21 protein-coding genes are annotated in these 20176 nt (G+C 70.8%); 10 read left to right on the forward strand and 11 right to left on the reverse strand.

Annotated elements, in window-relative coordinates; genetic code table 11:
- The first annotated feature begins 70 nt into the window (after window positions 1-70).
- The gene (locus ABSY19_RS13160; protein WP_382163347.1) at window positions 71-556 is read left to right on the forward strand and encodes a glutathione peroxidase; all 486 of its coding nucleotides are present in this window, start codon (window positions 71-73) and stop codon (window positions 554-556) included.
- On the opposite strand, the gene ABSY19_RS13165 is transcribed toward ABSY19_RS13160, so the two are convergent.
- Window positions 486-1679, reverse strand: a complete 1194-nt coding sequence (locus ABSY19_RS13165; RefSeq protein ID WP_382163349.1) for an acyltransferase — start codon at window positions 1677-1679, stop codon at window positions 486-488. The two genes, ABSY19_RS13160 and ABSY19_RS13165, sit on opposite strands and share 71 nt — an antisense overlap.
- A gap of 150 nt (window positions 1680-1829) precedes the next feature.
- Between ABSY19_RS13165 and ABSY19_RS13170 the strand changes: the two genes are divergently transcribed.
- Window positions 1830-2693, forward strand: a complete 864-nt coding sequence (locus ABSY19_RS13170) for a LytTR family DNA-binding domain-containing protein (RefSeq protein WP_382163350.1) — start codon at window positions 1830-1832, stop codon at window positions 2691-2693.
- Window positions 2694-3096: 403 nt separating this feature from the next.
- Here ABSY19_RS13170 and glcF read toward each other — a convergent pair whose 3' ends face one another.
- From glcF to ABSY19_RS13190, 4 genes are all read right to left on the reverse strand, one after another.
- The gene (glcF, locus tag ABSY19_RS13175; protein WP_382163352.1) at window positions 3097-4329 is read right to left on the reverse strand and encodes a glycolate oxidase subunit GlcF; all 1233 of its coding nucleotides are present in this window, start codon (window positions 4327-4329) and stop codon (window positions 3097-3099) included.
- 16 nt (window positions 4330-4345) lie between these two features.
- A complete protein-coding gene (gene glcE, locus ABSY19_RS13180) occupies window positions 4346-5446 on the reverse strand; it encodes a glycolate oxidase subunit GlcE (RefSeq protein WP_382163354.1) in 1101 nt (366 codons plus the stop codon).
- A 74-nt stretch (window positions 5447-5520) separates the two neighbouring features.
- Window positions 5521-5745 (reverse strand): hypothetical protein, encoded by a 225-nt coding sequence (locus ABSY19_RS13185; protein WP_382163356.1) that lies wholly within the window; start codon window positions 5743-5745, stop codon window positions 5521-5523.
- A gap of 34 nt (window positions 5746-5779) precedes the next feature.
- Window positions 5780-6592, reverse strand: coding sequence for an IclR family transcriptional regulator (locus tag ABSY19_RS13190; protein WP_382163358.1), 813 nt, complete (start codon window positions 6590-6592; stop codon window positions 5780-5782).
- Between the two features lie 115 nt (window positions 6593-6707).
- On the opposite strand from ABSY19_RS13190, the gene ABSY19_RS13195 reads away from it, so the two are divergent.
- A complete protein-coding gene (locus ABSY19_RS13195) occupies window positions 6708-8132 on the forward strand; it encodes an FAD-dependent oxidoreductase (RefSeq protein ID WP_382163360.1) in 1425 nt (474 codons plus the stop codon).
- A gap of 35 nt (window positions 8133-8167) precedes the next feature.
- Entirely contained in the window at window positions 8168-9127 is a 960-nt protein-coding gene (locus ABSY19_RS13200) for a Bug family tripartite tricarboxylate transporter substrate binding protein (RefSeq protein ID WP_382163362.1), read from the forward strand.
- Here the strand turns inward: ABSY19_RS13200 and ABSY19_RS13205 are convergent.
- Window positions 9124-9645, reverse strand: a complete 522-nt coding sequence (locus tag ABSY19_RS13205; protein ID WP_382163364.1) for a DinB family protein — start codon at window positions 9643-9645, stop codon at window positions 9124-9126. The two genes, ABSY19_RS13200 and ABSY19_RS13205, sit on opposite strands and share 4 nt — an antisense overlap.
- A gap of 58 nt (window positions 9646-9703) precedes the next feature.
- Between ABSY19_RS13205 and ABSY19_RS13210 the strand changes: the two genes are divergently transcribed.
- Window positions 9704-10345, forward strand: coding sequence for a TetR/AcrR family transcriptional regulator (locus ABSY19_RS13210; RefSeq protein WP_382163366.1), 642 nt, complete (start codon window positions 9704-9706; stop codon window positions 10343-10345).
- A gap of 69 nt (window positions 10346-10414) precedes the next feature.
- On the opposite strand, the gene amt is transcribed toward ABSY19_RS13210, so the two are convergent.
- Entirely contained in the window at window positions 10415-11830 is a 1416-nt protein-coding gene (gene amt / locus ABSY19_RS13215; RefSeq protein WP_382163367.1) for an ammonium transporter, read from the reverse strand.
- Between the two features lie 32 nt (window positions 11831-11862).
- Window positions 11863-12201 (reverse strand): P-II family nitrogen regulator, encoded by a 339-nt coding sequence (locus ABSY19_RS13220; protein ID WP_291124926.1) that lies wholly within the window; start codon window positions 12199-12201, stop codon window positions 11863-11865.
- 333 nt (window positions 12202-12534) lie between these two features.
- On the opposite strand from ABSY19_RS13220, the gene ABSY19_RS13225 reads away from it, so the two are divergent.
- Entirely contained in the window at window positions 12535-14097 is a 1563-nt protein-coding gene (locus tag ABSY19_RS13225; RefSeq protein ID WP_382163369.1) for a YifB family Mg chelatase-like AAA ATPase, read from the forward strand.
- Here the strand turns inward: ABSY19_RS13225 and ABSY19_RS13230 are convergent.
- The 3 genes from ABSY19_RS13230 to ABSY19_RS13240 all read right to left on the reverse strand — a co-directional run bounded on the left by ABSY19_RS13230 (window position 14094) and on the right by ABSY19_RS13240 (window position 16532).
- Complete coding sequence (locus ABSY19_RS13230) at window positions 14094-15071, reverse strand: Bug family tripartite tricarboxylate transporter substrate binding protein (RefSeq protein WP_382163370.1); 978 nt, start codon at window positions 15069-15071, stop codon at window positions 14094-14096. The genes ABSY19_RS13225 and ABSY19_RS13230 overlap by 4 nt on opposite strands.
- Before the next feature lie 16 nt (window positions 15072-15087).
- The gene (locus tag ABSY19_RS13235) at window positions 15088-16092 is read right to left on the reverse strand and encodes a dihydrodipicolinate synthase family protein (RefSeq protein ID WP_382163372.1); all 1005 of its coding nucleotides are present in this window, start codon (window positions 16090-16092) and stop codon (window positions 15088-15090) included.
- Between the two features lie 137 nt (window positions 16093-16229).
- The gene (locus ABSY19_RS13240) at window positions 16230-16532 is read right to left on the reverse strand and encodes a hypothetical protein (RefSeq protein WP_382163373.1); all 303 of its coding nucleotides are present in this window, start codon (window positions 16530-16532) and stop codon (window positions 16230-16232) included.
- A gap of 135 nt (window positions 16533-16667) precedes the next feature.
- Between ABSY19_RS13240 and pobA the strand changes: the two genes are divergently transcribed.
- From pobA to ABSY19_RS13260, 4 genes are read left to right on the forward strand one after another with little or no spacing between them, the layout of a single operon-like run.
- The gene (gene pobA, locus ABSY19_RS13245) at window positions 16668-17846 is read left to right on the forward strand and encodes a 4-hydroxybenzoate 3-monooxygenase (protein ID WP_382163375.1); all 1179 of its coding nucleotides are present in this window, start codon (window positions 16668-16670) and stop codon (window positions 17844-17846) included.
- Complete coding sequence (gene ligA, locus ABSY19_RS13250) at window positions 17846-18259, forward strand: protocatechuate 4,5-dioxygenase subunit alpha (RefSeq protein ID WP_382163377.1); 414 nt, start codon at window positions 17846-17848, stop codon at window positions 18257-18259. Before pobA ends, ligA begins: the two co-directional genes overlap by 1 nt.
- Window positions 18252-19115, forward strand: coding sequence for a class III extradiol dioxygenase subunit beta (locus ABSY19_RS13255; protein WP_382163379.1), 864 nt, complete (start codon window positions 18252-18254; stop codon window positions 19113-19115). The genes ligA and ABSY19_RS13255 overlap by 8 nt, the downstream gene beginning before the upstream one ends.
- Window positions 19116-19165: 50 nt before the next feature.
- The gene (locus ABSY19_RS13260; protein WP_382163381.1) at window positions 19166-20176 is read left to right on the forward strand and encodes a Bug family tripartite tricarboxylate transporter substrate binding protein; all 1011 of its coding nucleotides are present in this window, start codon (window positions 19166-19168) and stop codon (window positions 20174-20176) included.

Here is a 20176-nt window from a genome sequence, read left to right on the forward strand (position 1 = left end):
TTTCGTCGTACATCCCCGCTGCGGCGCACAATCCGTCACACTGCACCCACCCCCGTCCCCAGGAGCCCGCATGAGCAGCATCTACGACTTCGAGGCCCAGTCCATCGACGGCAAGCCCGTGCCTTTGCGGCAGTTCGAGGGCAAGCCTTTGCTGATCGTCAACACCGCGAGCGCCTGCGGTTTCACGCCCCAGTTCGGCGGGCTGGAGAAGCTGCACCAGGCGTACGGCGCGCGCGGCCTGGTGGTGCTGGGTTTTCCGAGCAACCAGTTCGGCGGCCAGGACCCGGGCAGCAACGACGAGATCGCCAGCTTCTGCCAGCTCAACTACGGCGTGAGTTTTCCCATGATGGGCAAGATCGACGTCAACGGCGCGAACGCGCACCCGCTCTACCAGTGGCTCACGGCCGAGGCCCCGGGCCTGCTGGGCAGCAAGGCCATCAAGTGGAACTTCACCAAGTTCCTCGTGGGCAAGGACGGCCGCGTGCTCAAGCGCTACGCGCCGCAGGACGCGCCGGAGAAGCTGGCGAAGGACATCGAGGCCGCGCTCGCGGGCTGAGGCCGAACAGCGGGCGCAGCCACGCCGAGCGGCGCACCAGGCCATCGGTGAGCACCCAGCAGCCCAGCACCGTGCCCAGCAGCAGCACGGCCGGCTCCGCCACCGGCCCGAGCGCCAACGGCGCCAGCAGCACGGCCAGCGCCAGGATCAGCGTCTGGTGCAGCACGTACCAGGGGTACACCGATTCGTTGGCCCACCCCAGCCAGGGCCAGGGCCGGTTGAGCCGGTGGTGGGCCCAGCCCAGCACCGCCACCAGGGTGGTCCACAGGTAGGCGTCGGCCGCGAGCCGCGCCGCCAGGCGCCAGCCGGGCGCCCCGCCCACCGCCACGGTGCGCAGGCCCAGGTGCAGCGCGAACCAGCCCAGGGCCAGCGCCAGGGCGATCCAGCGCAGGCGGCGCAGCGCGGCCCAGAGCCCCGCGTCCACCCCGATCCAGTACCCGTACACGAACAGCGTGAAGTACACCGCGTGCAGCCAGGCGTCGTGGATCAGGTCGTGGGTGGGTGGAAAGCGCGGCCAGAGGGTCAGCGAGTACAGGGCCAGCGGCCCCATAGGCAACAGCAGCAGCGCCAGGCCGCGCAGCCGGGTGAACGCCTGGCGCAGGCGCTGGCCCGCGGCCGAGTCCAGCAGCGGCGTGAGCAGCGCCAGCACCCCCGTGTACACCCACAGGTAGGCGAGGTACCAGAGGTGGTTCCAGGTGACGCCGGCCTCCCAGCCGTCGAAGGCGCCGCGCGGCCAGGGGCCGCCGGTGTAGTAGCGGGCCAGAAAGGCCAGGAAGCCTGGCCCGATGCTGCCATTGCCCAGCGCCTGCACGTAGGCTTGGTAGGGCACGACCACGGCCATGCCGAACGCCAGCGGCACCCCCAGGCGCAGGCTGCGCCGCCCGATCAGCCGCAGCGGCGCGTGGCCCTGCCGCAGGAACCCGAAGGCCACGCCGGAGATCAGGAACACCAGGTCCATGCGCCAGAGGTTGAGCGCGCGCATCGGCCACTGCAGCCATTCGGCGGCATGCGGGCTCTTCAGGTGCCAATGCCAGTCGGCGACGTAGTACATGGCCACGTGGTACAGGATGACCAGGCCGAAGGCCAGGGCGCGCAGGGCATCGATGTCGTGTCGGCGGTTCATGAAGGGCCCCTCGGTCGGACGGGAAAGGCGCCGATTCTTGGCCCGGCGCGCGCTCCCACGCAGCGCTTTGGGACGACCCGTGGGCCGGCTGTGACGGGTAGCGCACCGCAGGGATGGGCGGGGCGGCCCCTCGGGCCTAGACTGGCGGCCATGGCCTATGCACCCGACTGGTTTGCGCGCTACCCGGCGATCCGCCGCCGGGTCGAAGTGGCGTTCTGGGTGGGGGTGCTGGCGCTGCAGGCGGCCTTCAACACCCTGGTGGCCTGGGTGGACCTGCCGCGGGTCGCCGCGTGGCAGCCGGTGGTGTGGGAGGTCTCCAGCGCCCTGGCCACCGGCCTGCTGATCCCGGCGATCGTGGTGTTCGAGCGCCGCGTGCCGCTGCGCTGGGAGACGCTGCGCACCGCCCTGCCGCTGCATCTGGTGGCCAGCCTGGTGTTCTGCGTCCTGCATGTGGCGGGCATGGTGTTGCTGCGCCAGGCCGCCTACGCGCTCGTGGGCGCGCGCTATGGCTTCGGCGATTGGCCGCTGCAGCTGGCTTACGAGTACCTGAAGGACGTGCGCAGCTACGCCCTGATCGTCGCGGCGCTGATGAGCTACCGCTTTCTGATGCTGCGGCTCACCGGCGAGGCGAAGCTGCTCGATGCCCCCGAGCCGGCCCCTGGCGGCGCCGACGCGGCGCCCTTGCCCGCGCCGCGTCCGGCGCGTTTTCTGGTGCGCAAGCTGCGCCGCGAGTTCCTGGTGGCCGCGTCGGACATCGAGTGGGTGCAGGCCCAGGGCAATTACGTGGGGTTGCACGTCAACGGGCACGACTACCTGCTGCGCTCGACGTTCACCGAGTTCCTGCAGCAGCTGGACCCGGAGCGTTTCGTGCGCGTGCACCGCAGCCACGCGGTGAACCTCGACCATGTCGCCGAGATCGAGCCGCTGGACAGCGGCGATGCGCGCTTGACCATGCGCGATGGCTCCACGGTGCCTTGCAGCCGCCGCCATCGGGATGCGATCGGCCGCCGCTGAAGGCCTTGGGGAGGTTCGCGGGAGACCTCGCGTCAGGACAGTGGCGGGATCCGACTGCTCCGGCCCTGCTCGCGGGCGTCTGCCCGGGCGCGCAAACGTCACTTCATCAACACCACGGTTGGCGCGCACCCTCTGTGGCAACCGCGAATGGGGGCCTGCGCATTCGGACGCCGCCACTGCCCTGCAAGAAGCGTGGGCACACCCAGTTTGGCACGCCAGCCTTCGTCGTGGGGCGGGTGGTCCGGGCAGGAGGGCGCTGGCCCCATTCGCGGTTGCCTCAAAAGCTTGCGCGCCCACGCGGTGTTGACGAAAGGGTGGTGGTGGACCCGGGCAGACGCCCGCGAGCGGCCGGCGCCAGCCTGCCCGGACCACCCGACCGTGCCAACCCCGGTGGAGCGAAAACTCAGAAGCCCAAAGCCTCGTCTAGCACCTCGACCCAATGCCGCACCGGCGTGGCCGTGCCGCTCTGCAGGTGCGTGATGCAGCCGATGTTGGCGCTGGCGATCACCGCCGGCCGCAGCTCATCCAGGTGGCCGAGCTTGCGATCTCGCAGGGTGTGCGCGATCTCGGGGTTGAGCACCGAGTAGGTGCCGGCCGAACCGCAGCACAGGTGCGCCTCGTTGTTCGCCACCTGCACCGTGAAACCCAAGGCGCCCAGGTGCTGCTCCACACCGCCCTTGAGCTGCTGGCCGTGCTGCAGCGTGCAGGGCGGGTGGAAGGCCACCACGCGCGCCGCGTCCGGCGCCTGCTTCAACAAGGGCCGCAGCACCGGCACCAGCGCGGGCAGCAGCTCGCTCAGGTCGCGCGTGAGTTCGCTCACGCGCGCGGCCTTGGCCGCATAGGCCGGGTCGTCCTGAAGGATGTGCCCGTACGCCTTCACCGTCACACCACAGCCCGAGGCGTTCATCACGATGGCCTCGACGCCGCTTTCGATCAGCGGCCACCACGCGTCGATGTTGGCGCGCATCTGGGTGCGCCCGCCGTCCTGGTCGTTCAGGTGGAACTTCACCGCGCCACAGCACCCGGCCTCGGGTGCGAGCACCCCCTGGATGCCGGCCGCATCGAGCACGCGCACCGTGGCGGCGTGGATGCTGGGCATCATCGCCGGCTGCACGCAGCCCGCGAGCAAGAGCACGCGGCGCGCGTGCGTGCGCGTGGGCAAGGCGCCGGCCGCGCGCGGCGCGGGCACCTTGTCCTTGAGCAGGCCCGGCAACAGCGGTCGCACCATCTGGCCGAGCTTCATGGCCGGCGCGAACAGCGGCGAGGTCAGCCCCTCCTTGAGCAGCCAGCGCACGGCCTTTTCACCCATCGGGCGCGGCACTTTTTCGTCCACGATCTGGCGGCCGATGTCGACCAGGTGGCCGTAGTCCACCCCACTCGGGCAGGTGCTTTCGCAGTTGCGGCAGGTGAGGCAGCGGTCCAGGTGCAGCTGGGTCTTGCGCGTGGGCTCGGCGCCTTCGAGCACCTGCTTCATCAGGTAGATGCGCCCGCGTGGGCCGTCGAGTTCGTCGCCGAGCAGCTGGTAGGTGGGGCAGGTGGCGGTGCAGAAGCCGCAGTGCACGCACTTGCGCAGGATGGCCTCGGCCGCGCGGCCGTCGGCGCGCTGCTGGTATTCGGGAGAGAGCTGGGTTTGCATGGTCGCTCGGTTCCGGTCAGCCCATGCGGCCCGGGGTGAAGATGCCCGCCGGGTCGAACTCGGCGCGCAGGCGTTGCGTGATGGTCTGGATGGCGATGGCCGCCGGGTGGAAGCGCGGCACGCCGGGCGCGCCGTCGGCCCCCGCGCGGAACAGCGTGGCGTGGCCGTTCACGGCCGCGGTGGCCGCGCGGATCTGGCCGGCCGCGCCTGCGGGCGCCCACAGCCAGCGCTGCGCGCCCTGCCATTCGATCAGCGGGGCCCAGGGCAGGTCCAGCACCGGCGCGGTCTGCGGTACCGACAGGCGCCACAGGCCCAGGTCGGCCGCCGGTGCCTCGAAGAACGGCAGGCGCTGGTCGCGGGCGTCAGCCCAGTCGCGGCCGGCCTGCGCGGGGTCCAGGCGGGTGCCGCCGGCCTCGCGCGCCAGGCGCTCGCAGGCGGCCTCCACCGCCGCGACGGCACCGCGCAGGCGCACGGTGAGGCGGTCCGCGGCCCAGCGGCTGGCGTTGACCGGCAGCGGCTGGCCGCCCCAGCGGTGCACTTGCTCCAGCGCCTCGTGCTGGCCGAGTGCAAACACGAGCGTGGCCTCGGCCGGCGCCACCGGCAGCACCTTGAGGCTGACCTCGGTGATCACGCCCAGCGTGCCCAGGGAGCCGGCGAGCACGCGGCTCACGTCGTAGCCGGCCACGTTCTTCATGACCTGGCCACCGAAGGTGAGCAGCTCGCCGCGCCCGTTGATGAAGCGCGCGCCGAGCACGTAGTCGCGCACCGCGCCGGCGCTGGCGCGCGCCGGGCCGGCCAGGCCCGCGGCGACCATGCCGCCCACGGTGCCGCCAGGGCCGAAGTGCGGTGGCTCGAACGGGAAACACTGGCCGCGCTCGGCCAGCACCGCCTCCAGTTCGGCCAGTGGCGTGCCCGCGCGCACCGTGACCACCAGCTCGGTCGGCTCGTAGCTGACGATGCCCGACCAGCCGGTGGTGGACAGGGTGTCGCCCGCGACGGCCTCGCCGTAGAAGGCCTTGGTGCGGCCTCCGGCGATGTGCAGGGGTGCGTGCGCGGCCGCGGCGGCGCGGACCCGGTCGATCAGTTCGCCGGGGGTCTCGTGGGGCGGGAAAGACATGGCGACGATGGTAGTCGCCCGACCTCTTTCCGGCTTTGAATTTTCTGCACGCCGCGATGCAATCGCGGCGTGCTCTACCGGGTGTAGCCCATGCACATGCCGGCGTTGGGCCGGCCCTGGCACTCGCGCTTGAGGCGCTTGTCGCGCGCGGCCGGCGCTTCTTCCGACGGCGCCTTGTGGAACGTGACCTTGGACGGCGCTTTTCGCTGACCGCCGCTGGCGGCCTGCCCCGGCAGGCTGCTCAGGCCCAGGCTGGCGAACAGAACGAGGGCGACAAGGCGCGGTGGTGCACGGAACATGGGACTCCTCCTGAATGTGGGTGTCGGGCGCGCATCATAGGCGCGGCCGGCAGGCGATATCAGGGGGGTATCGCAGCGGCGCCAGCTGCGCGGCGATGCGCTCGGCCTCGGCACGCAGCAAGGTCAGCAGGCGCGGCTGGCGGGCCGCCAGGTCGGCCCCGGTCGCGGCCAGGCTCAGCGAGGCCACCGGCGCCCCCGACGGGCTGCGGATCGCCACGCCCAGGGCGGCGATGCCCGGGATGATGTCCTCCTGGTTGAAGCCATAACCGAGCCGGCGCGAGCGCTGCACCATGCGCCGCACCGCTGTCTGGCGCGCTTCGCCCCGGCGCACGATGGCCTGCAGGTTCAGCGCTTCCAGCCGCGCCTGCTCGGCGCGGGGCAGCGCGATCAGCATGGCGACCCCACCGGCCGAGAGGCTCAATGGGCGGCGCGTGCCCACGTCCACGGTGTAGGCCTTGAGTGCCTTGCGGCCCTCGAAGCGCGCCACGCACACCGACTCGGCGCCGCTGCGCACGTTCAGGAACACGATGTCGCGCGTTTCGGCGGCCAGCCGCGCGAGCCCGGGCGCGGCCAGGCGTTCGATCGCGAAGTGCGGCGCGGCGGCCACGCCGAACTCGTGGGCCAGCGGCCCCAGCGAGTAGCGCCGCGTGCCCGGCACCCGCACGGCCAGCCCCTCGTCGAGCAGGCAGGCCAGCATGCGGTGCACGGTCGAATGCTCCAGCCCGGCCTCCTGCGCGAGGTCGCTCAGCCGCCAGCCGGTGGCGGTGCGCATGGACAGCAGGCGCAGCAGGCCGATGGCGCGGTGCAGGCTGCGGGCCCCATCGGGCGAAGAAACGGTGGAAGACATTTTGTCCACTATACGGAAAAACCGGGCGCCCCCATGCCCCTGCCATCGACCGCGCTCGGAATAATTTCCCCACGGCCGATCACGGGATCGGCACACCAACGGAAAGTGGGACACGATGCAGACATTCGAGGATTTCGCGGCCACGCGCCAGGCGATGGACAGCGATGTGGTGGTGCTGGGCGCCGGCGCGGCGGGCGTGACGGCGGCCCTGGCCGCGGCGCGCGGCGGCGCGCGCGTCACGCTGGTGGAGGCCGGCGCCCTGCCCGGCGGCGAGCTGGTCAGCGGCATGGCGATCGACGGCGCGCTCAACGCGCGCGGCGAATGGATCCTGGGCGGCACGGGCCGCGAACTGCTGGCCGAGTGCGAGCGCCTGGGCGGCTACATCGGGCCGCTCAACGACTGGCGGCTGATCTGGTACGTGTGCCTGGACCCGGAGGTGATGAAGCTCGCGGTGGCGCGCTGCCTGGCGCGCGCCGGGGTGCAGCTGCTGCTGCACACCACCGCCACCGGCGTGGTGCGCGACGGCGACACGGTGCACGCGCTGCAGGTGCGCAACAAGGAGGGCCTGACCGAGATCCGCGCGCCGCTGTTCATCGACTGCTCGGGCGACGCCGACATCGTGCGCGCCGCGGGCGGCCAGGCGCTGCACGGCGGCAGCCAGGGCGAGATGCAGCCGGTCTCCATGATGTTCCGCATGGCCGGCGTGCGCACCGCGCCGCTGCTCGAGTTCCTGCACGCGCACCCCGAGCACTTCGCGCTGGGCGAGAGCGAGGCGATCCGCCAGGGCCGCACCGACCAGGCCCTGGCCCGGGCCGCGCAGGCCCAGGGCGAGCCCACGGTGTTCCTCAAGGGCGATGGCCCGCTGGTGGCGGGCGCGATCGAGCGCGGCGAGCTCTACCCCACGGCGCTCATCATGGTCCAGCCCACCTCGCGCCAGCGCGGCGAGGTCTGCCTCAACAGCACGCGCGTGGGCGGCATCGACGGCACGCGCACGCAGGCCCTCAGCGCCACGCTGGCCACGCTGTCCGACCAGGTCTGGCAATGCAGCACGTTCATGCAGCGCCATGTGCCGGGCTTCGAGCAGGCCGGTTTCAGCGGCATCGCCACCCGCGTGGGCGTGCGCGAGACGCGCCGCATCGTCGGCCACGACAGCCTGTCGGAAGACGACGTGCTGAGCGCGCGCAAGCGCGGCGACGGCATCGCCAAGGGCTCGCACCACGTGGACATCCACCAGTCGGGCACCGGGCAGATCCGCATTCCGGTGCGCGATGGGGGTTCCTACGACATCCCCTGGGGCTGCCTGCTGCCGCAGGGCGTGCGCAACGTGGTGGCGGCCGGGCGCATCTTTTCCTCGGACCGCGGCGCCAACGGCTCGGCGCGCGTGATGGGCCCCTGCCTGGCCATGGGCCAGGCCGCGGGCACCGCCGCGGCCCTGCTGCTCGACAGCGGCGCCGGTGTTGCCGACTTCGCCACCCTGCCCGTGCAGGCGCTGCGCTCGCGCCTGCAGGCCGACGGCGCCATCCTGGACGGCACGCACTGATCCCGATTTCCCCCACCACAATGAGGAGACACACCATGAAAAAAACCATCACCGCCCTGCTGCTGGCCGCCTGCGGCCTCACCGCGCACGGCGCGAGCGACTACCCCAGCGCTCCCGTGCGCATCGTGGTGCCGTTCCAGGCCGGCGGCCTGACCGACATCCTGGCGCGCGCGATCGCGCAGCACGCCAGCTCGCGCCTGGGCCAGCCCTTCGTGGTGGAGAACAAGCCCGGGGCCAGCGGCAACATCGGCGCCGACACCGTGGCCAAAAGCAAGCCCGACGGCCTGACGCTGCTGATGGGCTCGATCGGCACCAACGCGGTGAACGCCCACCTGTTCTCGCGCATGCCCTACGACACGCTCAAGGACTTCACGCCCATCAGCCTGGTGGCCAGCGGCACGCTGATGCTGGTGACCAACCCGGCCGTGCCGGCCACCGACATGCGCTCGCTGCTGGCCTATGCGCGCGCCAACCCCGGCAAGCTGACCTACGCCTCCGGCGGCGCGGGGGCCTCGCAGCACCTCGCGGGCGAGCTGCTCAAGACGATGGCGAACGTGGACATCGTGCACGTGCCCTACAAGGGCGTGGTGCAGGGCGTCACCGACGTGGTGGCCGGTCAGGTGAACATGACCTTCGACCTGGCCACGGTGGAGCCGCACATCCGCGCCGGCAAGCTGCGCCCGATCGCGGTGGCCAACGCGCGGCGTTCGTCCGCCTTCCCCGAGGTGCCCACCATCGCCGAGTCCGGCGTGCCCGGCTACGAGGTCAGCGCCTGGTACGGCCTGTTCGCGCCGGCCGGCACGCCGCCGGCCATCGTGCAGCGGCTGCAGGCCGAGGTGGTGAGCGCGCTGAAAGACCCGGCCCTGCTGCAGCGCCTGAGCGCGCTGGGCGCCGAGCCCGCCGGCAGCACGCCCGAGGAGCTGTCGCGCTTCGTGCGCAGCGAGTACGACAAGTGGGGCAAGGTGGTCCGGCAGGCCGGCATCCGGCTCGACTAGAGAACCCCCGCCGGTGCGGCCCGCCGCTGAGGCTCGCGGCCATGCAGGTGGACCGCGAAGGTGTCCCAGGGCAGTGGCGCGCCGGCCTGACGAAGCAGGCGCCCCACCTCGCCCCGGTGGTAGCTGCCATGCACGATCACGTGCAGCAGCATTTCCTCGCGCGTCATGCACCCTCGGTCTCCATCGGTGAAGGCGAAAGGCCAGGGCTCGGCCAGCGCCTCGGGGCTCAGGCCGCGCAGGTGGTCCAGGTACCAGCGGTCCGAGCTGTGCAGGTCATGCTTCAGGGCCTCGAGCGTCGGCGTGTCCGGCGCGTGGTCCGCCGTGAAGCCGTGCGGCTGGTGGGTCAGGTGGGCCATGAAGATCCGGTTGACGGTCAGGACGTGGTTGAGCAGCCGCAGCGCGTCGTGCCGCGCCGGGGCGTGGCCCCCGGCATCGAGCCCTTGGAGGGCGTCGACGAGTTCGCCGTGCGCCCAGGCCTGGTAGCGGAACAGGCTTTGCAGCGATGCCAGAGAGCTCATGGTCCATCTCCTTCAGAATGTGAGTCAATGGCTCACATCCTCTGACCTGGGAGGCCGCATGTCTACTCGCATTCCCGCCGTGTCCGCGCCCATGCGCAAACAACCTCGCCAGGCCCGCTCGCGCACGACGGTGGACGCGATCGTCCAGGCGGGGGCTCGCATTCTGGGCCAGCGCGGCTGGGCGGGGTTCACGACCAACGCGGTCGCGGAGGCCGCCGGCGTGAGCATCGGATCGCTCTACCAGTACTTTCCCGACAAGCACGCGCTGATCGACGCGATCCGCCGCCAGCACCTGGACGATTGCCTGTCGGCGGTGCAAAAGCCGACTACCGGGAAAAGCCTGAGGCGGTACGTCGAAGCACTCGTCGACGACATGATCGCGGTGCACGCCGGGAACCCTGGCCTGCACCAGGTCCTGCTCGACGAGGTCCTGGCCGCCGAAGGCCTGCGCGACCCGCACAGCGCCTTCGAGAAAACCTACCTGGGCTGCCACGCCAGCGCCGTCGCCCACTACCGCGGCCAGGCGACCGCGGCGGCCGCGGACGCGCTCGCGGGCACCCTCGTGTCCGACGCGCTGGATGGTGTCATCCACAACGCCATCCGCCGCGGCGAGCTGGCGTCGACGGCGGTCCGCTCGGAACTGGTGCGCCTGCTGCTGCTGTACCTGAGGGACGTCGCCCGCCGCCGAGCCCCGGCATGAAAAAAGCCCGCGGGCCTGTCGGCTCGCGGGCTGGACCTCCCACCAGGGGGAGATCGATCCCAGGAGAACTCAGCGGTTGTAGGCCGTCTCGCCGTGCGAGGTGATGTCCAGGCCTTCGCGCTCGGCTTCTTCGCTGACGCGCAGGCCGACCATCATGTCCACGATCTTGTAGGCCACGAACGAGACCACGCCCGACCAGACGATGGTCACAAGCACGCTCTTGATCTGCACCCACAGCTGGGCGCCGATGGCGTAGTCGTCGGCCTTGACGCCGCCCAGGCTGGAGGCGGCGAACACCGCCGTCAGGATGGCGCCGACGATGCCGCCGACACCGTGCACGCCGAACACGTCGAACGCGTCGTCGGCACCCAGCATCTTCTTGAGGCCACCCACGCCCCACAGGCAGACCAGACCGGCGATCAGGCCCAGGGCGATGGAGCCCATCGGGCCGATGAAGCCAGCGGCCGGCGTGACCGCCACCAGACCGGCGACGGCACCCGATGCGGCACCCAGCATGGAGCCCTTGCCCTTGTGCAGCGCTTCACCCGCGATCCAGGACAGCGTGGCCGCGCCGGTGGCGAGGATGGTGTTGATGAAGGCCAGACCGGCCACGCCGTTGGCGGCACCCGCCGAGCCGGCGTTGAAGCCGAACCAGCCGACCCACAGCAGCGAGGCACCGACCATGGTCAGCGTCAGGCTGTGCGGGGTGAGCGCTTCCTTGCCGTAGCCGATGCGCTTGCCCACCACGTAGGCACCCACCAGACCGGCGATACCGGCGTTGATGTGCACCACGGTGCCGCCAGCGAAGTCCAGCGCGCCGTCGGCGCCCAGCAGACCACCGCCCCAGACCATGTGGGCCATCGGGATGTAGCTGAAGGTGAACCAGATCACGGAGAACAGCAGCACGGCCGAGAACTTGATGCGCTCGGCGAACGAGCCCACGATCAGCGCGCAGGTGATGGCCGCGAAGGTCGACTGGAAGGCCACGAAGACGAACTCGGGGATCGTCGGCAGCAGGCCCGAGAGCGTGTCGGCCGTGATGCCCTTGAGGAAGACCTTGTCGAAGCCGCCCACGAACTTGCCTTCGCCCACGAAGGTCAGGCTGTAGCCGTAGACGCACCAGAGGATGGTGATCAGCGAGAAGATGACGAACACGTGCATCAGCACCGACAGCATGTTCTTCGAACGGGCCAGACCGCCGTAGAACAGGGCCAGGCCCGGGATGGTCATCAGGATGACCAGCATGGTGGAGGTCAGCATCCAGGCGGTGTCGCCGGTGTCCAGCGCGGGCGCGGCGGCGGCCGGCGCGGCTTCGGCGGCGGCAGCGGGGGCTGCTTCAGCCGCAGCGGGGGCCGCGGCCGGCGCGGCTTCGGCAGGGGCGGCGGCCGCAGGGGCCTCCGCGGGCGCGGCGGTCTGCGCCATGGCGTTCAGGCCACCGAAGGCCAGGCCCATGCCCAGGAACAGGGTTGCGATGAGTTTTTTCATGTCCGTGATCTTTCTTGTTCAGGGGGCGGCGATCAGAGCGCTTCCTTGCCGGTCTCGCCGGTCCGGATGCGCACCACCTGTTCCAGGGAAGTGACGAAAATCTTGCCGTCGCCGATCTTGCCGGTGCGCGCGGCACCTTCGATGGCTTCGATCACGCGCTCGACGAGCTCGTCGGACACGGCGGCCTCGATCTTGACCTTGGGCAGAAAGTCGACCACGTACTCCGCGCCGCGGTACAGCTCGGTGTGGCCCTTCTGGCGGCCGAAGCCCTTGACTTCGGTGACGGTGATGCCTTGCACGCCCATGCCGGAAAGTGCTTCGCGCACTTCGTCCAGCTTGAACGGCTTGATGATGGCTGAAACCATTTTCATGCTGTGATTCCTCTTCTAGAACGGAAGGGTGCTCAGACCGGAGGGCCGACACCGCGGTTTGCGGAGGGACCATGGAACTCCACGGCCCGGATTCAATCGCTTACACCCCCAAGCATGGACCGTGCCAACGACCCCCGCCCGCGTACCCCCCCGGGTTCGGGTCCTGGCGGCCACCTACAGTTGGGCCGCGCGCCCGGATTTTTCAGGCGCCACCGCCGCCCCGATCGCCCACGGCCACACCAAAGCTGTGCGCACCAATTGGGTGCGGCCCAGGGGGCGCCTTTTGCCCCAGCGGGTGGCCTGGGCGCGCACCGAAACAGGGAGAAACCACACATGAGTCTGTCATTGGTGCACAGCCGCGCGCTGCTCGGCCTGGAAGCGCGCCCGGTCTGCGTCGAGGTCCACCTCGCCAACGGCCTGCCCAGTTTCACGCTGGTCGGCCTGGCCGACACCGGCGTGAAGGAAGCGCGCGAGCGCGTGCGCTCGGCCATCGCCAACGCGGGGCTGGAGTTCCCGTCGAACAAGCGCATCACCGTGAACCTGGCGCCGGCCGACCTGCCCAAGGACTCCGGCCGCTTCGACCTGCCGATCGCCCTGGGCATCCTCGCCGCCAGCGGGCAGATCGACGCGGCGCGGCTGGCCGGCTGGGAGTTCGCGGGCGAGCTCTCGCTCGGTGGTGAACTGCGGCCGGTGCGCGGCGCGCTGGCCATGAGCCTGGCCGTGCACCGGCAGGACACCGCGCGCCCGACCCGCCTGGTGCTGCCGCCGGGCAGCGCCGAGGAAGCGGCGCTGGTGCCGCAGGCGCAGGTCTACCGCGCGCGCCACCTGCTCGATGTGGTCGCGCGCTTCCTGCCCGAGCGCGAGTCCGACACGGCGCCACCGCCGCCACCCGATGAGGCCGGCTGGGCCCGCCTGGCGCCCACCGCGCGCGCCGCCCTGCCCCGTTACCCCGACCTGATCGACGTCAAGGGCCAGGTGGCCGCCAAGCGCGCGCTGGAGATCGCGGCGGCCGGCGGCCACAGCCTGTTGCTGGTCGGCCCGCCGGGCTCGGGCAAGTCCATGCTGGCCCAGCGTTTCGCCGGCCTGCTGCCGCCCATGGGCACGCTGGAGGCGCTGGAGTCCGCCGCCGTGGCCTCGCTGGCCGGGCGCTTCAGCCTGGAGCGCTGGGGCCAGCGCCCGACCTGCGCGCCCCACCACAGCGCCAGCGCCGTGGCCCTGGTGGGGGGCGGCTCGCCGCCTCGGCCGGGCGAGATCTCCATGGCGCACCAGGGCGTGCTGTTCCTCGACGAGTTGCCGGAATTTCCACGCTCGGCGCTGGAGGCCCTGCGCGAGCCGCTGGAGAACGGCCACATCCGCATCTCGCGCGCGGCCATGCAGAGCGAGTTCCCGGCACGCTTCCAGCTCATCGGCGCGATGAACCCCTGCCCCTGCGGTTTTCTGGGCCACCCCACGCGCGCCTGCCGCGACACGCCCGACCAGATCGCGCGTTACCAGGGCAAGCTCAGCGGCCCGCTGCTCGACCGCATCGACCTGCATGTGGAGGTGCCCGCGCTGCCGCCGGACGACCTGCTGCACGGCGCGGCCGGCGAGCCCAGCGCCGCCGTGCGCGAGCGCGTGCACCTCGCGCGCCAGCGCGCCCAGGCCCGCCAGGGCAGCACCAACCAGACACTGGCCGGGCAGGCGCTGGACGCGCACGTGAACGCCGAACCGGCCGCGCTGAAGTTCCTGCACACCGCCGCCGCGCGCCTGGGCTGGAGCGCGCGCAGCACGCACCGCGCCCTGCGCGTGGCGCGCACCATCGCCGACCTCTCGGGCGCGGACGCGGTGGTCACCGCGCACGTGGCGGAGGCGGTGCAGTACCGGCGCGTGCTGCGCCAGTCCGGCGCCGGCGGTTAGTCGATCCGGATGCCCGCTTCCTTCACCACGCTGGCGTAGCGCTGCACGTCGTTCACCAGCGTGCGCATGAACTCATCGCGCGAACGCGGGGCGACCAGCTGCCCCAGGCCGGCCAGCTTGGCCTTGATGCCCTCCTGGGCGAGCGAGCGGTTCAGGCTGGCGTGGAGCTTGTCCAGCACGTCGGTGGGCGTGCCGGCCGGCGCAAGCAGGCCGAGGTTGCTGGAGATGTCCACGTCCTTGATGCCCGACGAGGCCAGCCCGGGCACACCGGGCAGCATGGGGGAGGGGTTGGCGCTGAGCACCGACAGCGCGCGCAGGCGGCCACCGGCGATGTGCGGCACGGCGCCGGCGTCGGCCACGGTGAAGCGCACTTCGTTGGACAGCAAGGCGGTGAGGGCCGGGCCCACGCCCTTGTAGGGCACGTGCAGGAATTTGACGCCGGCCGAACGGGCCAGCAGCTCGGCCGAGAGGTGGGGCGCCGCGCCGTTGCCGCTGGAGGCGTACGTGATCTCCCCGGGCTGGGCGCGGGCGGCCTGGATCAGCTCCTGCACCGTGTGTTCGCGCGCCGCGCTGTTGACGGCCAGGATGAAGGGCGACTCGGTGACGAAGCCCACCGCCGTGAACGACTTCACCGGGTCGTAGCTCAGCTTGTTGTACAGCGCGGCGGCCGACGCGTGGCTGATGGTGCCGGTGATGTAGAGCGTGTGGCCATCGGGCGCGGCGGCCGCGACGTTGGCCGCCCCGATGGTGGTGCCGGCGCCGGGGCGGTTGTCGACGATGACGGGTTGCCCCAGGTCCTGCGCCATGCGCTCGGCGATCGTGCGGGCCGCGACGTCGGTCGAGCCCCCCGGCGGGAAAGGCACGACCAGGCGGATGGGCCTATTCGGGAAAGGCGCCTGCGCGTGCGCGGGCATGGCCAGCGCGGCGGCCATGCCGGCCGCGGAGATCAACACGGTGCGACGGTTGGGGTTCATGGTGAGGGCCCTCGGGTCAGATGGATTGTTCGGCTTCGCTGCGCACCACGTCCAGGCCGCAGGCGGACATCAGCCGGGCCAGCGTGCGAATCTCTTCCGGGCGGGGGCGCGGCATGGGCGCGCGCATCAGGGGCGAATCGATCAGGCCGCGCAACCAGGTGGCGATCTTGTAGCGCACGTGCAATCGGCCCGGCTCCGAATACACGTATTCGTGCAGCTGCGCCATGCCGCCGTTCCAGATCTCGCGCGCGGCCTTCAGATCGAGCCGCTCGAAGGCCTCGATGTGCGCCAGCATGGGCTCCATCGCGTAGTTGAAGGAGCCGCTGATGGCGCCGTCGAACTGCCAACCGGAGGCCAGGTAGTCGTGGAAGAGGTGGGCGCTGGACGGCAGGACCGCCACGTTGGGCAGGTGCTCGCGCAGCGCGCGGGCGATCACCCGGGCGCCCTGGGGCGAATAGGTCATCTTCCAGCCCATCACATTGGGCACGGCGCGGCAGATCGCCAGCGTGGCCTCCAGCGGCAGGCCCAGCCCCCACTGCGGTGTGGCGTTGGAGATCGGGTGCGCGAAGATGGGCAGGTCCACCGCCTCCTGCTGCAGGCGGATCTGGTCCAGCCACACCTCGGGGTAGCGGGCCGCGTCCCAGGCCACCGACACGTCCATGGAACCGGCGGGCGGGATGACGAAGATGCCGTCCACGCCGAATTCCTTGGCGTCCTGCGCCGCCTGCACGGCGTCCTTGGTCGTCCAGCCGAAGGTGCCGGCCAGCACCGGCAGCCGGCCGCCGGCTTCCTCCATCACGATCTCCAGCACGCGGCGCTTCTCCTCGCGGCTCAGGTACGAGACCTCGCCCGCTTCGGGGTTCGCGATCAGGCCGCCGACCTGGGCGAAGCGGTGGTCCGCGTAGTAGCGCACCAGCCGGCGCAGCCCGGGCTCGTCGATCTCGTCGTCCTTCAACGGAAGGACCATGGCGGTGTAGAGGCGGTGGGACAGTTTTTTCCGGTCGTCGTCGGACATGGGCATGTGAGGTCTCCTGAGGGCATTGAAATGGCGGTGTCCACGCACGAGATCTCTTGCCCGACCCATGCCAAGAACGGTTCCGAGCGGGAATTACAGCCCCAGCCCGTCCCTGCATCAAGCGGAAGATTTTGAACAACTCATCAGGAAGATTGAACAATCCAGGAGGGGTCGGCCGTCCGGCGGCGGGCGGCCCGTTCCAGCCGCGCCCGCAACGCGAGGTCGTCCCACGGCATGGCCTCGAGGCAGTAGCGCCACTGCGCCTCGGGCACCGGCGCACCGGACTCCATGGCATCGCACAGACGCAGCACCGCCAGCCTCCGATGGCGAAAGCGGATGCTGCGCTCCAGCAGCGCCATCAGGGCCTCCTGCGCGCGCTGTGGATTCGCCCCGGCGCACGCGGCCTGTTGCTTCATGGCCCGCACGGCCGCTCTGCTTCTGCTCATGCCGGCATTGTGGTTCCGCGTGCGCCTTTCAGGTGATCGCTCGAAGCGATCGCTATAGCACCGCGCTGACTTGTTGCGGGCGGGGGGTCTTCCTACGATCCGCCCCACTCAACCAGCGCCTTTTTGCACATCACCATGAAAACCCAAGTCGCCATCGTCGGGGCAGGCCCGGCGGGCATGCTGCTTTCGGAAATCCTTCACCACCACGGCATCGACAGCGTCGTCGTGGAACGCCAGAGCCGCGACTACGTCCAGGCGCGCATCCGCGCCGGCGTGCTGGAGCAGACCACCGTGGACATGCTGCGCCAGTACGGCCTCTCGGCGCGCATGGACCAGGAAGGCCATGCGCACGACGGCATGAAGATCGTGTGGGCCGGCCGCAGCGAGTTCTTCATCGACGTGCACAAGCATGTGGGCAAGCGCTTCGTCGCCTACGGCCAGACCAGCATCCAGGAAGACCTGTTCGCGGCGGCCGACCGGCGCAACGCCCGCGTGATCTTCAACGCCGGCGAGGTCGCGCTGCACGGTGTCGACACCGATGCGCCCAGCGTCAGCCTGGAGCTCGATGGCCGCCGCGTCACCATCGAGTGCGACTACATCGCCGGCTGCGATGGCTTCCATGGCGTGTCCCGCCGCGCGATCCCGGCCGACGTGCTGAAGGAGTTCGAGAAGATCTACCCGTTCGGCTGGCTGGGCATCCTCACGCCGCAACCCCCGTTGCCGGACATCGTGTACGCCAACCACCCGCGCGGTTTCGCGCTCGCGTCCATGCGCAGCCCGACGCTGAGCCGCTACTACATCCAGGTGCCGCTGGACACCAACATCGAGGACTGGCCGGACGCGCGCTTCTGGTCCGAACTCAAGGCGCGTTTTCCGGCCGGCATGGCCGCCTCGATCGTGGAGGGGCCTTCGATCGAAAAGTCCATCGCGCCGCTGCGCAGCTACGTGGCCGAACCCATGAGTTACGGCCGGCTCTTCCTCGCCGGCGACGCGGCGCACATCGTGCCGCCCACGGGCGCCAAGGGCCTCAACCTCGCCTTCTCGGACGTGCACTACCTGAGCCGCGCGCTCGATCACCGCTACCGCACCGGCAGCCCGGACCTGCTGGCCAGCTACAGCGAGACGGCGCTGCGGCGCGTGTGGCACTCCGTGCGCACCTCCTGGTACCTGACCAACCTGCTGCACCGCTTCCCCTCCTCGACCGCCTTCGACCAGCGCGCGCAGGAGTACGAGCTGGACTTCCTGAAGTCCTCTCCCAGCGCGCAAGTGGCCCTTGCCGAACAGTACGCCGGCCTCCCTTTGGAACACACCTGATGACACCCCAGACACGCGACTACCACGACATCCCGGGCACCTACGTGTTCGACGGCACCCATCAGCGCATGGGCTACGGGCTCAACATGTTCTGCAAATCGCTGGACATCGCGGACCACCGCGACGCCTTCCGCGCCGACCCGCAGGGCTGCCTGGCCCGCTACCCGATGACAGAGGCCCAGCGCGAGGCCGTGCTCCAGCGCGACTGGCTGGCCCTGCTGCGCCTGGGCGGCAACATCTACTACACCTTCAAGCTGGCCATCTTCGACGGCCTGAGCATGCAGCACGTCGGGGCCGCCATGTCGGCCACGCCGACGACGGTCGAGGACTTCCGGCGAATGATGGTGGGCGGCGGCCGCGCGGTCGCGGGCCTTCGCAGCCGGCAACAGAACCGGGAGGCGGCCCATGGCTAAGGTGATTGGTGGCGTGGGCACCTCGCACGTGCCGGCGATCGGCGCCGCGGTCGATGGCGGCAAGACGCAGGAGCCGTACTGGAAGCCGGTGTTCGACGGTATGCAGGCGGCCAGGGACTGGATCGCGCGCACGAAGCCGGACGTCTGCATCGTCGTCTACAACGACCACGCGTCCTGCTTTTCCCTGGCGCTCACGCCCACGTTCGCGCTGGGGGTGGCCGAGCGCTACCAGCCGCACGACGAGGGCTACGGCCCCCGTCCGGTGCCGGTGGTCCAGGGTGCGCCCGAACTGTCCTGGCACCTGGCCGAGTCGCTGATCCTGGACGAGTTCGACATCACGGTGGTTTCCGAGATGACGGTGGACCACGGCCTGACGGTGCCGCTCTCCGTGCTGTTCGGCCAGCCGACGTCCTGGCCCTGCCAGGTGATCCCGCTGTGCGTGAACGTCATCCAGTACCCGCCCCCCACGGGCCGGCGCTGCCTGAAGCTGGGCCAGGCGATCCGCAAAGCCATCGAGGCCTACCCCGCCGACGTGCGCGTGGCCGTGATCGGCACCGGCGGCCTCTCGCACCAGCTGCAGGGCGAACGGGCCGGCCTGATCAACGCCGAATTCGACAACGCCTGGCTCGACGATTTTGTCGCCGCGCCCGAGCAGGTCGCTCAAAAGGACCACCTCGAACTCCTGCGCGAAGCCGGCTCGGAAGGGCTGGAGTGCGTGATGTGGCTCGTCATGCGCGGGGCCCTGCAAGCCGAGGTCGACGTGGTGCACCGCTTCTATCACGTCCCGGCGTCGAACACGGCCTACGGGCTGCTCGTGCTCGAGGACGTGGCCCCCCCGCTTCACACCACCACCTGACGATCCGGCAACGCATCGGATCGCGCCCCCTCACCCCACCAGGAGACAACATGACAACGACATCCCCACGGCCACACCGCTCTCGACTCTCGACCTGGATCGGCCGCCTGGCGGTCTGCGCCGCGCTGCTCCCGGGCGCCCATGTCGCCAGCGCCAACACGCCCGCCGACTGGCCAAGCAAACCGATCCGCCTGATCGTCGGCTTTCCGCCCGGCAGTTCCCCGGACGTGATCGCGCGGGCCCTGGTGCCGGGGCTGACGGAGGCGCTGCGCCAACCCGTGGTGGTGGAGAACAAATCGGGCGTGACCGGCATGATCGCCGCCGAGGCCGTCGCGCGCGCGCCCAACGACGGCTACACCTTCCTGGTCACCTCCGGCAGCGCGATGTCGATTTCCGTGCACACCCTGCCACGCCTGCCGATCCAGCCAGACAAGGACCTGATGCCGGTGGCCGCGGCGGCCCGGATCGAACTGTTCCTGGTGTCGGATGCGCGCCTGGGCTTCAACGACTTCCAGGGCTTCCTGGCCTACGCCAAGGCCCACCCCGGCAAGCTGTCCTACGCGACCCCGGGCAACGGCAGCGCGCCGCACGTGGCGGCCGAGATGCTCAAGGAGCAGGCCGGCATCCGGGCCGAGCACGTGCCCTACCGGGGCTCGTCGCCCGCGCTGCAGGACCTGCTGGGCGGTGTCGTGCAGTTCGCCTTCGACCCCGGCATCGCGCTCGAACACATCCGCGCGGGCCGGCTTCACCTGCTGGCGGTCGGCACCACCAAACGCTCACCGCTGTTCCCGGCCACGCCCACCATCCAGGAGCAGGGCCTGGCGGGCTTCGACGCGGGCACCACGCACGGCGTCTACGCCCCCGCCGGCACCTCCGCGGCGATCGTGGCCCGGATGAACGCCGAGATCAACAAGCTGCTGGCCTCGGCAGCGGTGGCGCAACAGATCCGCGCCCTGGGCGCGGAAGCCACGCCCATGACCCCCGCGGACTTCGGGGCGCAGATCCGGCGCGACAGCGAGCGCTACGGCGCCATCGTCAAAGCCCGCGGCATCAAAGAGTAA

It is taken from the genome of Hydrogenophaga sp. ANAO-22 (genome assembly GCF_042466645.1).
GTDB lineage: Bacteria > Pseudomonadota > Gammaproteobacteria > Burkholderiales > Burkholderiaceae_C > Hydrogenophaga.